Here is a 12,888-nt window from a genome sequence, read left to right as displayed (position 1 = left end):
AACGGGGCCCTCACCCCCACGTACCGCCGGAGGCTAGAAGCGGCGCGTGATCAGGGCGCGCTTCACTTCCTGGATCGCCTTCGTGACCTCGATGCCGCGCGGGCACGCGTCGGTGCAGTTGAACGTCGTGCGGCAGCGCCACACGCCGTCGCGGTCGTTCAGGATCTCCAGCCGCTGCTCACCGGCCTCGTCGCGCGAGTCGAAGATGAAGCGGTGCGCGTTGACGATCGCCGCCGGGCCGAAGTACTGGCCGTCGTTCCAGAACACCGGGCACGACGAGGTGCACGCGGCGCACAGGATGCACTTGGTGGTGTCGTCGAAGCGCTCGCGGTCCTCGGCGGACTGCCGGCGCTCGCGGGTCGGCTCGTTCCCCGTGGTGACCAGGAACGGCATGACGTCCCGGTACGCCTGGAAGAACGGCTCCATGTCGACCACGAGGTCCTTGAGGACCGTGAGGCCCTTGATGGCCTCGACCGTGATCGGCTTCTCCGGGTTGATGTCCTTGATCAGCGTCTTGCAGGCGAGCCTGTTCTTGCCGTTGATCCGCATCGCGTCGGAGCCGCAGATGCCGTGCGCGCAGGAGCGGCGGAAGGTGAGCGAGCCGTCCAGGTCCCACTTGATCTTGTGGAGACCGTCGAGCACGCGCTCCTTCGGGTCGATCTCGATCTGGAAGTCCTGCCACTGGGCCTCGTCGGAGACCTCGGGGTTGAAGCGGCGGATCCGGAAGGTGACCGTGATGAGGTGCGAGGCCGCGGCCTCGGCCTCGACCTTGTCCAGGGTCGGAGTAGCCATCAGTACTTACGCTCCATCGGCTGGTAGCGGGTCTGCACGACCGGCTTGTAGTCGAGCCGGATCGACTCGGAGCCGTCGTCGCCCACCTCGCGGTACGCCATGGTGTGGCGCATGAAGTTGACGTCGTCGCGGTTGGGGTAGTCCTCGCGGTAGTGACCGCCGCGGGACTCCTTGCGCGCCAGGGCCGAGACCGCCATGACCTCGGCGAGGTCGAGCAGGTTGCCCAGCTCGATGGCCTCCAGGAGGTCCGTGTTGAACCGCTTGCCCTTGTCCTGGATGGACACGTTCTTGTAGCGCTCGCGCAGCTCGGCGATCTTCTCGACGGCCGTCTTGATGGTCTGCTCCGTGCGGAACACCATCACGTTGGCGTCCATCGTCTCCTGGAGCTCCAGGCGCAGCGCGGCGACCCGCTCGGTGCCCGTGGAGGTGCGCAGGCGCTCGACCAGCTCCTCCACCAGCGAGCCCGGGTTCTCCGGCAGCTCGACGAAGTCGCTCTTGGCGGAGTACTCGGCGGCGGCGATGCCCGAGCGCTTGCCGAAGACGTTGATGTCGAGCAGCGAGTTGGTGCCCAGGCGGTTGGCGCCGTGCACCGACACGCACGCGACCTCGCCGGCGGCGTACAGGCCGGGGACGACGGTGGTGTTGTCGCTCAGCACCTCGCCCTCGACGTTGGTCGGGATGCCGCCCATGGCGTAGTGCGCGGTGGGCTGGATCGGGATCGGGTCCGTGTACGGCTCGATGCCCAGGTACGTGCGCGCGAACTCGGTGATGTCCGGGAGCTTGGCGTCCAGCTGCTCCGGCGGGAGGTGCGTGAGGTCGAGGTAGACGTGGTCGCCCTCGGGACCGCAGCCGCGGCCCTCACGGATCTCGGTGTAGATGGAGCGGGACACGACGTCACGGGACGCGAGGTCCTTCATGACCGGCGCGTACTTCTCCATGAAGCGCTCGCCGTCCTTGTTGCGGAGGATGCCGCCCTCACCGCGGGCGCCCTCCGTCAGCAGGATGCCCATGCGCCAGATGCCCGTCGGGTGGAACTGGAAGAACTCCATGTCCTCCAGCGGCAGCCCGCGGCGGTAGCACGCGGCCTGGCCGTCACCGGTCAGGGTGTGGGCGTTGGAGGTCACCTTGAAGAACTTGCCGGTGCCGCCGGAGGCGTAGATGACCGCCTTCGCCTGGAAGATGTGGATCTCGCCGGTCGCCAGCTCGTACGCGACGACGCCGGCCGACTTCTTGACGCCGTCGACCTCGACGATGAGCTGGTCCAGGACGTAGAACTCGTTGAAGAACTCCACGCCCTCCTTGACGCAGTTCTGGTACAGCGTCTGGAGGATCATGTGGCCCGTGCGGTCCGCGGCGTAGCAGGACCGGCGGACCGGCGCCTCGCCGTGGTTGCGCGAGTGGCCGCCGAAGCGGCGCTGGTCGATGGTGCCGTCCGGGGTCCGGTTGAACGGCAGGCCCATCTTCTCCAGGTCGAGGACCGCGTCGATGGCCTCCTTCGCCAGGATCTCGGCGGCGTCCTGGTCGACCAGGTAGTCACCGCCCTTGACCGTGTCGAAGGTGTGCCACTCCCAGTTGTCCTCCTCCACGTTGGCCAGCGCGGCGGCCATGCCGCCCTGCGCGGCGCCCGTGTGGGAGCGGGTGGGGTACAGCTTGGTCAGCACGGCGGTGCGGCTGCGCTTCGTCGCCTCGATGGCGGCGCGCATGCCCGCGCCGCCGGCGCCGACGATGACGGTGTCGTACTTGTGGATCTGCATTGGTCTCGTCAGCCCCGGGCTCTAGCGGATGTTCGGGTCGAAGGTGAAGATCACCAGCGTGCCCAGCAGGACGGTGAACACCGTGGCGGTGTAGAGCAGCATCTTCAGCCAGAAGCGGGTGTTCGCCCGCTCCGCGTAGTCGTTGATGACCGTGCGCAGGCCGTTGGCGCCGTGCAGCATCGCCAGCCACAGCATCACGAGGTCCCACGCCTGCCACCACGGGGAGGCCCAGCGGCCCGCCACGAAGGCGAAGCCGATCTTGGACACACCGCCGTCGAGCACCAGCTGGATCAGCAGGTGACCGAGGACCAGGACGACGAGGACGATGCCCGAGAGGCGCATGAAGAGCCACGCGAACATCTCGAAGTTGCCGCGCGTCGCCTTGGGCGTCTTCGAGGTGCGCTTGCGCGGGGCCTCGATGAGCGGCGCCGGGTTGTCGGAGTCGTACAGGCTCACGCCTTCGACGTCGCCGATCGCGGAAGAAGTCTCAGCGGACATGTGATGCCTCAGCTCCCGAAGATTTCAGCGAAGGCGTGGCCGAGCACCGGGTACAGCGCGCCTGCCATCAGCACGACCCAGATGCCCACGACGGTCCAGAGCATCTGCTTCTGGTAGCGGGGGCCCTTGGCCCAGAAGTCCACGGCGATGATGCGAAGGCCGTTCAGCGCGTGGAAGAGGATGGCGGCGACGAGGCCGTACTCAAGGAGCGCGACGATCGGCGTCTTGTAGGTTGCCACGACTTCGTCGTACGCCTCGGGAGAGACGCGGACGAGAGCGGTGTCGAGGACGTGTACGAACAGGAAGAAGAAGATGAGGACACCGGTGACTCGGTGAGCCACCCATGACCACATGCCTTCCCGGCCGCGGTACAACGTTCCAGCCGGCACGGAAAAACCCTCCGGGAGCGGGGATCGGGGTCGGCCGGCTTCAGTGTCGGTCTGACCCGGCCGGGTACGGTCCACCGGCCCCGGTCATCGTAGCGACGAGATGTCGGTTCCCTCGCGCGGGGTCCGTAGGTGTGATCAAACAGGCAATCAAACAGCCACGGACGGGCTAGACAACGGGACGCGTCCGGGCCGTGCGCGGCGCGCCGGGACGGGTCAGGCGACGAGGCGGGCGAGGCGGCTCCTGGCCAGCCTGCGCAGTTCGTCGGCGGAGACCGCGTGCTCCTCGTCCGGGTCGTTGCCCATCCGGGTGTGGATGGCGGAGAGCACCTGGTCCACGTGCCGGTGCGGCGGCAGGTGGTCGAGGCTGATCACGAAGGCGCGGCGGAAGTTGCGCTCGTACTGGTCGTGGGCGGCGCGCAGCGCGGTCTGGGCGGCCTGCGGGGCGCTCGGGTGCAGCGCGGTCGAGGTCTCGTCGGCGAACGCCTCGGCCAGGTCGGCGAGGCCCAGGTCGTAGCTGGCCTCGTCGGCGGCGGCGAGCAGGGCGGCCGGATCGGGGTACGGGCGGTGGGCGGCGATGCGCCCGGCCCAGCGGCGGCTGCCGCAGCAGGCGAGCAGCGCGGCCTCGGCGTCCTCGGCCGGTGCCGTGTTGAAACGGTGCAGGCCGGGCGGGGTCTCGGGGCGCTCCCTGCCGCTCTGCGGGGGCACGGCGGGCGGGGCCTGGGGGCGGGACGGGCGGAGTCTCGGGGGGCCGGTCGGGGATTCGCTGGACAGCGGAGGCTCCTCGAAGGGACTGCTGCGACGGGACTTGCGGTGGGACCTGCGACAGGACTGTCGGCAGAGCAGAAGAGTGAACAGGGGGAACAGAGGTACGTAACGCTAGTCGCGCATGGCGGAAGGAGTCCGACGAATGCGCGATTTTCACCCGGACGGGAGAGTTTCGGAGCGCGGGATGGACGTTTCCGGGAGAGCATCGCCGTACCTTCTGCCCCGGTGGGGCTCGGGAGGCACGGGGGTCGTCGGTGGGGTCGATGCGGGAGGTAACTGACTGATGCGTCCGATGCGGCACTCACGGAGCACCCTTTTCGTCGGCGCGGGCGCGGCGGCCGCCGCCCTCACCGCCGCGGTGGTGCTCTGGCCCGACGGCTCGGGCGGTTCGAACGGACCGGCCGGTTCGGCGCTCACGCGGACCGGTACGGACGGCAAGTCGCCGACCGCCGCGTCCACGCCGACCCCGACCCCGACGCCCGCCCGCTCCTACGCGCTGTCCACCGCGCCCCGCACGATCCCCGCGGTCCGCGCCCACGAGGCGGCCCGCGGCCCCGGCTGGCGCCCCACCGCGTCGTCCGCCGTGGTCGTCGCGCCCGGCAGCGAGGCGCTGGCCGACGAGGCGCGGCTGCTCGCGGGCGAGCTGCGGATCGAGTACCGGGGCCCGGCGGCCGCCCGTCCGGGCGACGTCACGCTCGCCCTGGAGACCGCGCGGCAGGCCGCCCCCGAGTCGTACACGCTCACCACCCGGGCGGACCGGGTCACCGTCTCGGGACCCGACGAGGCCGGGGTCTTCTACGGCACCCGCACCCTCAAGCAGGCGGTGCGCGTCGACGGGGCGCTGCCCGAGGGCACCGTGCGCGACCGGCCCGCCAAGCCGCAGCGCGGGCTCAACCTGGACATCGCGCGCAAGCACTTCAGCGCGGAGTGGATCGAGGACCGGCTGCGCGAGATGGCCGACCTCAAGCTGAACCAGCTGGGCCTGCACTTCTCCGACGACCAGGGCTTCCGCATCGAGTCGCTCTCCCACCCCGAGGTGGTCTCGGCCGAGCGGCTGACGCGGGCCGAGGTGCGACGGATCGTGGCGCTCGCCGCGCGGCTGCACATCGAGGTCGTCCCCGAGATCGACTCGCCCGGCCACCTCGGCGCGGTGATGCGCGCCCACCCCCGGCTCCAGCTGCGCGACAGGCAGGGCGCGGCCTCGCGCGGGGCCGTCGACATCTCCGACCCGGCGGCGGCCCGGATCGTGGACGACCTGCTGAAGGAGTACACGGCGCTCTTCCCCGGCGCGTACTGGCACCTGGGCGCGGACGAGTACCGCGCGCTCACCGTCCGGGACCCCGAGGGCGCCTACCCGCAGCTGGCCCGCGCCGCGGCGAAGGCGTACGGCGAGGGCGCGGGCGTCGCGGACCTGGCGACGGGCTGGCTCAACGACCGGGCGGCCGTGGTGCGCGCGGCGGGCAAGAAGCCCAAGGCGTGGAACGACGGCCTCTTCCGGGGCGGGCGGGTCGCGGCGGACGGGGACATCGAGGTGGAGTACTGGACCGGCAAGGAGCTGGGCCAGCGGGACCCGGAGGAGTACCTGCGCGAGGGCCGCAGGATGGTGAACCTCAACGACGAGTACCTCTACTACGTGCTCGGCGAGCCGAACACCTTCCAGTACCCGACGGGCCGACGGATCTACAACGACTGGACGCCGCTGCTGGTGCGCGGCTCCACCACCCCCGTGCCCGAGAAGTACGCGGCGCAGATCCTGGGCGGGCGGCTCGCCGTGTGGTGCGACTACGCGAACGCGCAGACGCCCGCCCAGGTGGCGCGCGGCATCCGGATGCCGCTGCGCGCGGTCGCCCAGAAGCTGTGGACGCCGGGCAGGCCCGCGCTGAGCTGGGAGCGGTTCGCGGCGCTGGGCGAGCGGCTGTAGGACGCCCGGCCCGGGGCGCCGGGCCGGGCGCCCGCGATGTCGTTTGGAGTCGGGGGCAGCGGTGTTCCCGGCGGAGGGGGCTCTGTGATGCTGGCGGCATGACGGGAACGAGGGGGCGCGCCGGGGACCGCGCGCGGGTGCGGGCGAGTTACGACGCCGTGGCCGACGAGTACCGCGACCGGATCGGCGACGAGCTCGCGGGCAAGCCGCTCGACCGGGCGCTGTTGGCCGCGCTCGTCGAGGAGGCCGGGCCCGGCGCGCCCGTCGCCGACCTGGGCTGCGGCCCCGGGCACGTCACCGGGTGGCTCGCGGAGCGGGGAGCGCGGGCCGTCGGGGTCGACCTGTCGCCCGCGATGGTGGAGCTCGCGGGCCGGGAGCGGCCGGGCGTGGAGTTCCGGGTGGGCGATCTGCTGGACCTGCCCGCGGCGGACGGGGAGTTCGCGGCGGCCGTCGCGCTCTACTCGGTGATCCACCTGCGCCCCGAAGAGCTGGTCGCGGCGTTCGCCGAGGCGCGGCGCGTGCTGCGGCCCGGTGGGCGGCTGCTCGTCGCGTTCCACGCCGGGAACGAGGTGCGGCACCTGAGCGAGTGGTGGGGGCACCGGGTCGACGTGGACTTCCGGTTCCACGGGACCGGGAGCGTCGTCGATGCGCTCCGGGCGGCGGGGCTCGGGGTGGTGGCGCGGCTGGAGCGGGGACCGTACCCGGGGGAGGCGGAGACCGAGCGCGCGTACGTGCTGGCGCGGGTGCCGGACGGCGGGCGCTGAGCCGAGGGGCCCGGGTGCGGCGGGCGGGCGGGCCGCACGGGGCAAGGATCAGGACAAGTCCGGGTGCGGAGAAAGCGCCAGGCGCGGGGGCGCCGGTCCGGGCGCGAAGGCCGCCGACGGGCAGCCGCGGGCCCCGAGTACCCCCGTTCCCCGGGGCCCGCGGCGGTCTGTGAACCCGTGTCCCGCCGCCCGGCCGCCGCCCGGCGCGACCTCGTAGGACGCGGGAAACGAGGACGACCGGGGCCGCCACCCCCCACAGGAGAGGCCCCGGTCGCCTTCTGGTGCCGGGGCCTCTCGCGGCCCCGTACTTCACTCAGCGCCGGGCCTGCGTTTTGTGTCACACCGCACTGCGTCAGTGAACTGTTGCACGTTGTACAAGTCATGGACGCGGCCCCCGGGGAGGACGTAGCGTGCTGGTTCGCGCAGAGGCGACCAGCTGCGATTCAGGACGGGTTGAGGGAGTGCTGGGGGACGACGCGGAGCTGACCGCCGCGGTGCTCGCGGCACAGGGCGGGGACGAGGAATCGTTCCGGACTGTGTATCGCGCCGTGCATCCGAGGCTGCTCGGTTACATACGGACACTGGTCGGGGAGCCGGACGCGGAGGACGTCGCGTCCGAGGCGTGGCTCCAGATCGCCCGCGACCTCGACAGGTTCAGCGGCGACGCCGACCGCTTCCGCGGCTGGGCCGCGCGCATCGCCCGCAACCGCGCCCTCGACCACATACGGATGCGGGGCCGCCGCCCCGTCGTCGGCGGCGACGAGACCGAGCTGACCGGCAAGCCGTCCGGCGCCGACACCGCGGACGAGGCCATCGAGGCGCTCGCCACCGGCCGCACGATGTCGTTGATCGCCCAGCTCCCGCAGGACCAGGCCGAGGCCGTCGTGCTGCGCGTGGTCGTCGGCCTCGACGCCAAGAGCGCGGCGCAGACCCTGGGCAAGCGGCCGGGCGCGGTGCGCACCGCGGCCCACCGGGGGCTCAAGCGGCTCGCCGAACTCCTCGGCGCGAGCGGCGCGGCCGACCGCGACGCCCCGGACGGCCGCGACGCCCCGGACGGCCGCGATGGCCGCGACGAGCGGGGGGACCACGGCGACGGGGCCGACGCGGACGGCCGGGGCGACGGTTCGGCCCTCGGAGCCGTACCGCCGCAGCGGGGCCACCGACCCGCCGCCGGTGTGACGCATTCACGCCCGCGGACGCAGAAGGACATGTGATGGCCGACGAGCGTTACGAGTGGCTTGACAAGGAAACCGCGGAGCGACTGCTCAACGGCGACCCCGTCAACGCCGCCGACGACCACACGGGCGCCGAGGCGGCGCGACTCGCCGGGACGCTGGACGCGCTCAGAGCGCCGCACCCGGCGGCGGACACCGCGGAACTCCCCGGCGAGGCCGCCGCGCTCGCCGCCTTCCGCGCACACCGCGCCGACGCCGTACGCACTCCCGCCGGCACCGCTGCCGGGACTGCCGGGACTACCGCCGGGACCGCCGCGACCGGCGCGCGGGCCGTGCGCACCGGCGGCGCCCGGCGGGCGCGCGGGCCGCGCTGGGGACGCCCCATGCGCTTCGGGCTCGCCGCCTCGCTCGCGGGCGTCGCGCTCGGCGGGGTCGCCGTCGCGGCGGGCACCGGTGTGCTCCCCGGGCTGCCCGCCCCGTTCGGCAGCCACGCCGACCCGGCTCCGGCCTCGTCCGTCTCGGCGGCCCAGAGCCCCGGCCCGGTCGTCTCCGAGGCGCCCACCGGCGGCCACGGCTCGGCGCTCCCGACGCGCGGCCCCACCGCCTCCGCCGCCCCGGAGCCGACCCCGTCGGGCCCGCCCGACGAGGAGCCCGACCCGGAGGACGGCGACGAGGAGCAGACCGGCCAGGGCGGCGGCTCGGGCGGCGAGCGGGAGCACCCGGACGATGACACGACGCGGGGCCCGTACATCGGCGACTGGTACCGCAAGACGCTCAAGGCGTGCCGCGAGTACCGCGCCGGCACCCTGGACCGGGAGACCAGACAGAACCTGGACGCGGCCGCGAAGGGCCCGGACCGGGTCGGGCGCTTCTGCGACGCGCTGCTGAACGGCGGCGGTGGCAACGGCGGCCGGGGCAACGGCGGTCAGGGCCCAGGTGGCGGCCACGGCGGCAACGGCTCGGGCGGCAACGGGAACGGCGGCAACGGCGGTTCCGAGGGCGACGGCGGCAGCGGGAACGGCGGCGACGGGAACGGCGGCTCCGGTGGCGACGGCCACGGTGGCGACGGGCACGACGGCGACGGCCGTCCGCCGGGCGGCAGCGGTCCGGGCCCCGGCGTGCCCGACGTGCCCGGCGCCGGAGACCCGAAGCCCTCCGCGCGGCACCACCCGCTGCCGCGCGCGGCGCGGGGCTCGGTGGAGTGCCCAGCACCCGCCGTACCCGCGCTCACACGGCGCTGACCTGCTGATTCGCCGCGTGTTCCGTCCTGTCGCCCGGGGGCGGCGACAGGAGGAGTAACACTTTCGCCGGCTACGGCGCAGTACTGAGTGAGCCGACTGGTCATCGGCCGCGCAGGAGCCGGGGTTCCCCCCGTACCTACGGCACTGCGCACTCGGCGCGGGCGGGACACGTTCCCCCGGTCCCGTCCGCGCCCCTCTTCCGTCCGGCTTCCGTCCGGTGCGGACTACCAGTGGACGACGACCTTGTCGCCGACCTTCACCTGCTCGAAGAGCTGCGAGATCCGCTCCTTGTCCCGGACGTTGACGCAGCCGTGCGAAGCGCCGTCGTAGCCGCGCGCCGCGAAGTCCGCCGAGTAGTGCACGGCCTGGCCGCCGCTGAAGAACATCGCGTACGGCATGGGCGTGTGGTAGATCGTCGAGACGTGGTCGCGGCTCTTGGAGTCGACCTTGAAGGTGCCCTCACGGGTCGGGGTGTTCTCCGAGCCGAAGCGCACGTCCATCGCCGAGACCTGCTTGCCGTCGATCATCCACAGCAGGGTCCGGCTCTCCTTGCTGATGCACAGCACCCGGCCCGTCATGCAGCGCTCGTCCGGCTTGTCGGGCTCGTTGGTGGTCGGCGGGCGCAGCTGGTCGGCCGTCGGCTGCTTGGTCATCGCGAGCAGCCGCGTCCACGTCGTCCCGTCGGTGCTGCCGGTCGCGGGCAGGCCGCGCTTCGTCTGGAACTCCTTGACCGCCTGCGCGGTCTTGGAGCCGTAGAACGAGGTGGGGCTGCGGTGGAAGTAGTCGATCTGGCGGAGCCGGGCCTGGAGTTCGCGCACCTGCTCGTTCTCCGTGCCCTCCTTCATCAGCACGCGCGCGCCGGACTCGGCGGAGGGCGAGTCCGTCGCCCCGTCGCCCGGCTTCTCCCCGGCCTTGTCGTCCTGCTTGCCCTGCGGCTCGGAGTCGGACGAGGGGGAGGAGGGGGCGGACGAGGAGCCGCCCTTGGACGAGCCGCCCCCGGCGCCGATCGCGTCGGACGAACAGCCCGTGGCGAACGCCAGCGAGGTGACGGCCGCGGCGGCGACGAGTGTTCTGCGTATGACGGACCTGCGATGCATCGGATGCCCCCCGGGACGGTTGTGTGACCTTAGGGATGCTTCCCGGCCACCCTCGGTTGCGTGCGTGGCGCGATGCCGTGCAACAGATTGGATACGGAGACCCGCGCCCCTCCTCGGCGGCGGCGAGGAGCAGCGCTCAGCAGGGTCCGAGGCCGAGGCCGAGTACGTCTGTCAGGTACTCCGTGAGTCCCGTCGCGTCCTCGCCCGCCCAGCCGACGTACCCGTCGGGACGGATCAGGAAGAGGCCGGTGCCGTACGCCGCGTACTCCCCGATCCTGTGTACGCGGACCAGCTCGCCGTCCACCTCCGGGAGCGCCGCGTCCGTGCCCACCGCCAGCAGCGTGAAGTGCGGACCCCGGTACGCGTCGAAGAGGCCGCGCCCGGCCGGGGCCCGGTCGCCCGCGACCAGCGCGCCCGCCGCGCCGGCCGACAGCGGGCCGCCGCGGTAGCCGAGGCCGAGCTGCTGGACCTCCGCGCCGCGCTGCGCCCCCTCGCCGCCGCGGCTCGCCCGGTGCAGCCGGGTGCTGATGCCGAGCACGTCCGCCGCGACCGGCAGCCGCTCCGCCTCGTAGCTGTCGAGCAGCGCGTCGGGCGCGCCGTGCCGCAGCACCGCGCCGAGCTTCCAGCCCAGGTTGTACGCGTCCTGGACGCTGGTGTTCAGCCCCTGGCCGCCCGCGGGGGAGTGGACGTGCGCCGCGTCGCCCGCGAGGAGGACCCGGCCCTCGCGAAAGCGGTCGGCCATCGCGGCGTTCGCCCGGAAGCCGGAGGCCCAGACGACCTCGGTGACGTCGGACGCGGCCAGCGGCGTACGGGCCGCGAGCAGCGCGCGGACCGCGTCGGGCGCGGTGTCGACGGCCGCGTCCTGATCGGCGTACGAGGCGATGAGCTGGAAGGTCTCCGTGCCGGGCAGCGGGCACAGCGCCACGCCGCCGTCCGCGGCCTTCGGCCAGACGTGCCAGAAGTCCCGGTCCACGACCGTGCCGGGCGCGAGCACCAGGTCCGCGACGAGCATCGGGTGCGGGTCGATCCGCTCGCCGGTCATCGGGATGCCGAGCGCCCCGCGGACCGTGGAGCGCCCGCCGTCGGCGGCGACCAGGTAGCGGGCGCGGACCGCCGTGCCGTCCGCGAAGCGCGCGTCGACCCCGCCCCTGTCCTGCGCGAACCCGGTCAGCTCGGCGCCGAAGACGACGTCACCGCCCAGCTCGCGCAGCCGCCCGTACAGCAGCTCCTGGGTGCGGGACTGGCCGATGAGCAGGGTGTTGGCGTACGGCACCTGCTCGGTGGGCTCGGAGCGCTCCAGCATGTCCCACGCGCCCTGCCGCTCGGCGCCCTCCCAGCCGAGCATCCGCGGATAGTCGGAGCCCGCCGCGAGGAACGCGGGGAGCACCCCGAGGTCGTCCAGGACCTCCAGGGTGCGGGGCTGGAGGCCCTTGCCGCGCGAGCCGGGGAAGAGCGCGTCCGCCTTCTCGACGAGCAGGGCGCGCACGCCCCTGCGGGCCAGGTCGATCGCGAGGACGAGGCCGGTGGGGCCCGCGCCGACGACGAGCACGTCGGTCTCCACCACGTCCTTAACAGCGTTAAGTTCCATGTTCCGCAGGATGTCCTTAACGGCGTTAAACTGTCAAGCGTGGTTACGACGAAGATCGACCGGGCGCAGGTCGCCGACACCGCGCTGCGGCTGCTCAACGAGGTGGGCCTGGACGGCCTGACCCTGCGGGCCATCGCCAAGGAGCTCGACGTCAAGGCGCCCGCGCTCTACTGGCACTTCAAGAACAAGCAGGAGCTGCTCGACGAGATGGCGACGGTCATGTACCGCCGCATGGTCGCCGCCGCCCCGCCCCTGCCCGAGGACGCCGACTGGCGCGAACGGCTGCTGGCCGCCAACCGCGAGCTGCGCGCGATGCTGCTCGGCCACCGCGACGGCGCCAAGGTCTACAGCGGCGCCCGCTTCACCGGCACCGACCACGCCGCGTCCATGGAGGCCCACCTCAAGAGCGCGCTGGCGGCGGGCTTCGACCTGCGCCGGGCGGTGCGGGCGGCGACCACCGCGTACGCGTACACCCTCGGCTTCGTCACCGAGGAGCAGGGCGTACGGCCCATGAGCGGCGAGGTCCGCCCCGGCTACGACATCGCCGAGCGCGCCGCGCGGCTGGCGGAGTTCCCGCTGGCCGCGGCGGCCGGGGCGGAGATCTTCGCCGGGTACGACGAGCGGTTCGAGGACGGGCTGCGGATGATCGTCGCCGGGATCGAGGCGGTGTACGGGCCGGGGCCGGGGCCGAAGTCGGAGCCGGATCCGGGGCCGGATCCGGAGGAGGCAGGGGGTCTTCCACCGCTCGCCGACCGGCCGTCCGGCTTGTCCACCCCTTGATACGGACCCCTGTGAGCTCGCGCACGGCGGGCGCGCCGCCCGTCTGCTAGCGCACGGTTCGCGGAACGGCCCGCTCGGGGGGAATGGCCAGGCCAGTCGGCCTGTGGAGCGGCGCAGCATACCC

Annotated in this window: 12 protein-coding genes; 5 read left to right on the top strand and 7 right to left on the bottom strand. The window is 73.0% G+C overall.

Annotated features, from left to right (window positions below; translation table 11 throughout):
• Positions 1 to 33: 33 nt before the first annotated feature.
• The 5 genes from ACIBNE_RS21490 to ACIBNE_RS21470 form a co-directional block, all read right to left on the bottom strand.
• Positions 34 to 792 carry a succinate dehydrogenase iron-sulfur subunit gene (locus tag ACIBNE_RS21490; RefSeq protein ID WP_399273812.1) on the bottom strand — a complete coding sequence of 253 codons (759 nt, stop codon included), beginning with the start codon at positions 790 to 792 and terminating at the stop codon, positions 34 to 36.
• Complete coding sequence (gene sdhA / locus ACIBNE_RS21485) at positions 792 to 2,546, bottom strand: succinate dehydrogenase flavoprotein subunit (RefSeq protein WP_399273810.1); 1,755 nt, start codon at positions 2,544 to 2,546, stop codon at positions 792 to 794. Before sdhA ends, ACIBNE_RS21490 begins: the two co-directional genes overlap by 1 nt.
• A 21-nt stretch (positions 2,547 to 2,567) precedes the next feature.
• Positions 2,568 to 3,044, bottom strand: a complete 477-nt coding sequence (locus ACIBNE_RS21480) for a succinate dehydrogenase hydrophobic membrane anchor subunit (RefSeq protein ID WP_399273809.1) — start codon at positions 3,042 to 3,044, stop codon at positions 2,568 to 2,570.
• Positions 3,045 to 3,052: 8 nt separating this feature from the next.
• The gene (gene sdhC, locus ACIBNE_RS21475; protein WP_399273807.1) at positions 3,053 to 3,433 is read right to left on the bottom strand and encodes a succinate dehydrogenase, cytochrome b556 subunit; all 381 of its coding nucleotides are present in this window, start codon (positions 3,431 to 3,433) and stop codon (positions 3,053 to 3,055) included.
• Positions 3,434 to 3,646: 213 nt separating this feature from the next.
• On the bottom strand, positions 3,647 to 4,138 hold the full coding sequence (locus ACIBNE_RS21470) for a 2-oxo-4-hydroxy-4-carboxy-5-ureidoimidazoline decarboxylase (protein WP_399273805.1): 492 nt from the start codon (positions 4,136 to 4,138) through the stop codon (positions 3,647 to 3,649).
• A gap of 352 nt (positions 4,139 to 4,490) precedes the next feature.
• Here ACIBNE_RS21470 and ACIBNE_RS21465 point away from each other — a divergent pair, with 352 nt between their 5' ends.
• The 4 genes from ACIBNE_RS21465 to ACIBNE_RS21450 all read left to right on the top strand — a co-directional run bounded on the left by ACIBNE_RS21465 (position 4,491) and on the right by ACIBNE_RS21450 (position 9,299).
• On the top strand, positions 4,491 to 6,119 hold the full coding sequence (locus tag ACIBNE_RS21465) for a glycoside hydrolase family 20 protein (RefSeq protein WP_399273803.1): 1,629 nt from the start codon (positions 4,491 to 4,493) through the stop codon (positions 6,117 to 6,119).
• A gap of 98 nt (positions 6,120 to 6,217) precedes the next feature.
• Positions 6,218 to 6,883, top strand: a complete 666-nt coding sequence (locus ACIBNE_RS21460; protein WP_399273801.1) for a class I SAM-dependent methyltransferase — start codon at positions 6,218 to 6,220, stop codon at positions 6,881 to 6,883.
• Positions 6,884 to 7,344: 461 nt separating this feature from the next.
• Complete coding sequence (locus tag ACIBNE_RS21455; RefSeq protein ID WP_399274258.1) at positions 7,345 to 8,097, top strand: RNA polymerase sigma factor; 753 nt, start codon at positions 7,345 to 7,347, stop codon at positions 8,095 to 8,097.
• The gene (locus ACIBNE_RS21450; RefSeq protein ID WP_399273799.1) at positions 8,097 to 9,299 is read left to right on the top strand and encodes a hypothetical protein; all 1,203 of its coding nucleotides are present in this window, start codon (positions 8,097 to 8,099) and stop codon (positions 9,297 to 9,299) included. Before ACIBNE_RS21455 ends, ACIBNE_RS21450 begins: the two co-directional genes overlap by 1 nt.
• Positions 9,300 to 9,523: 224 nt before the next feature.
• Here ACIBNE_RS21450 and ACIBNE_RS21445 read toward each other — a convergent pair whose 3' ends face one another.
• The gene (locus tag ACIBNE_RS21445; RefSeq protein ID WP_399273797.1) at positions 9,524 to 10,396 is read right to left on the bottom strand and encodes a L,D-transpeptidase family protein; all 873 of its coding nucleotides are present in this window, start codon (positions 10,394 to 10,396) and stop codon (positions 9,524 to 9,526) included.
• A 136-nt stretch (positions 10,397 to 10,532) separates the two neighbouring features.
• Positions 10,533 to 11,984 carry an FAD-dependent monooxygenase gene (locus ACIBNE_RS21440; RefSeq protein ID WP_399273796.1) on the bottom strand — a complete coding sequence of 484 codons (1,452 nt, stop codon included), beginning with the start codon at positions 11,982 to 11,984 and terminating at the stop codon, positions 10,533 to 10,535.
• Between the two features lie 30 nt (positions 11,985 to 12,014).
• Here ACIBNE_RS21440 and ACIBNE_RS21435 point away from each other — a divergent pair, with 30 nt between their 5' ends.
• Positions 12,015 to 12,764 carry a TetR/AcrR family transcriptional regulator C-terminal domain-containing protein gene (locus tag ACIBNE_RS21435; RefSeq protein WP_399274256.1) on the top strand — a complete coding sequence of 250 codons (750 nt, stop codon included), beginning with the start codon at positions 12,015 to 12,017 and terminating at the stop codon, positions 12,762 to 12,764.
• The last annotated feature ends 124 nt before the right edge of the window (positions 12,765 to 12,888 follow it).

Source organism: Streptomyces sp. NPDC050504 (assembly GCF_044458065.1).
Lineage (GTDB): Bacteria > Actinomycetota > Actinomycetes > Streptomycetales > Streptomycetaceae > Streptomyces.
This window is presented reverse-complemented; position numbering and strand designations above follow the sequence as displayed.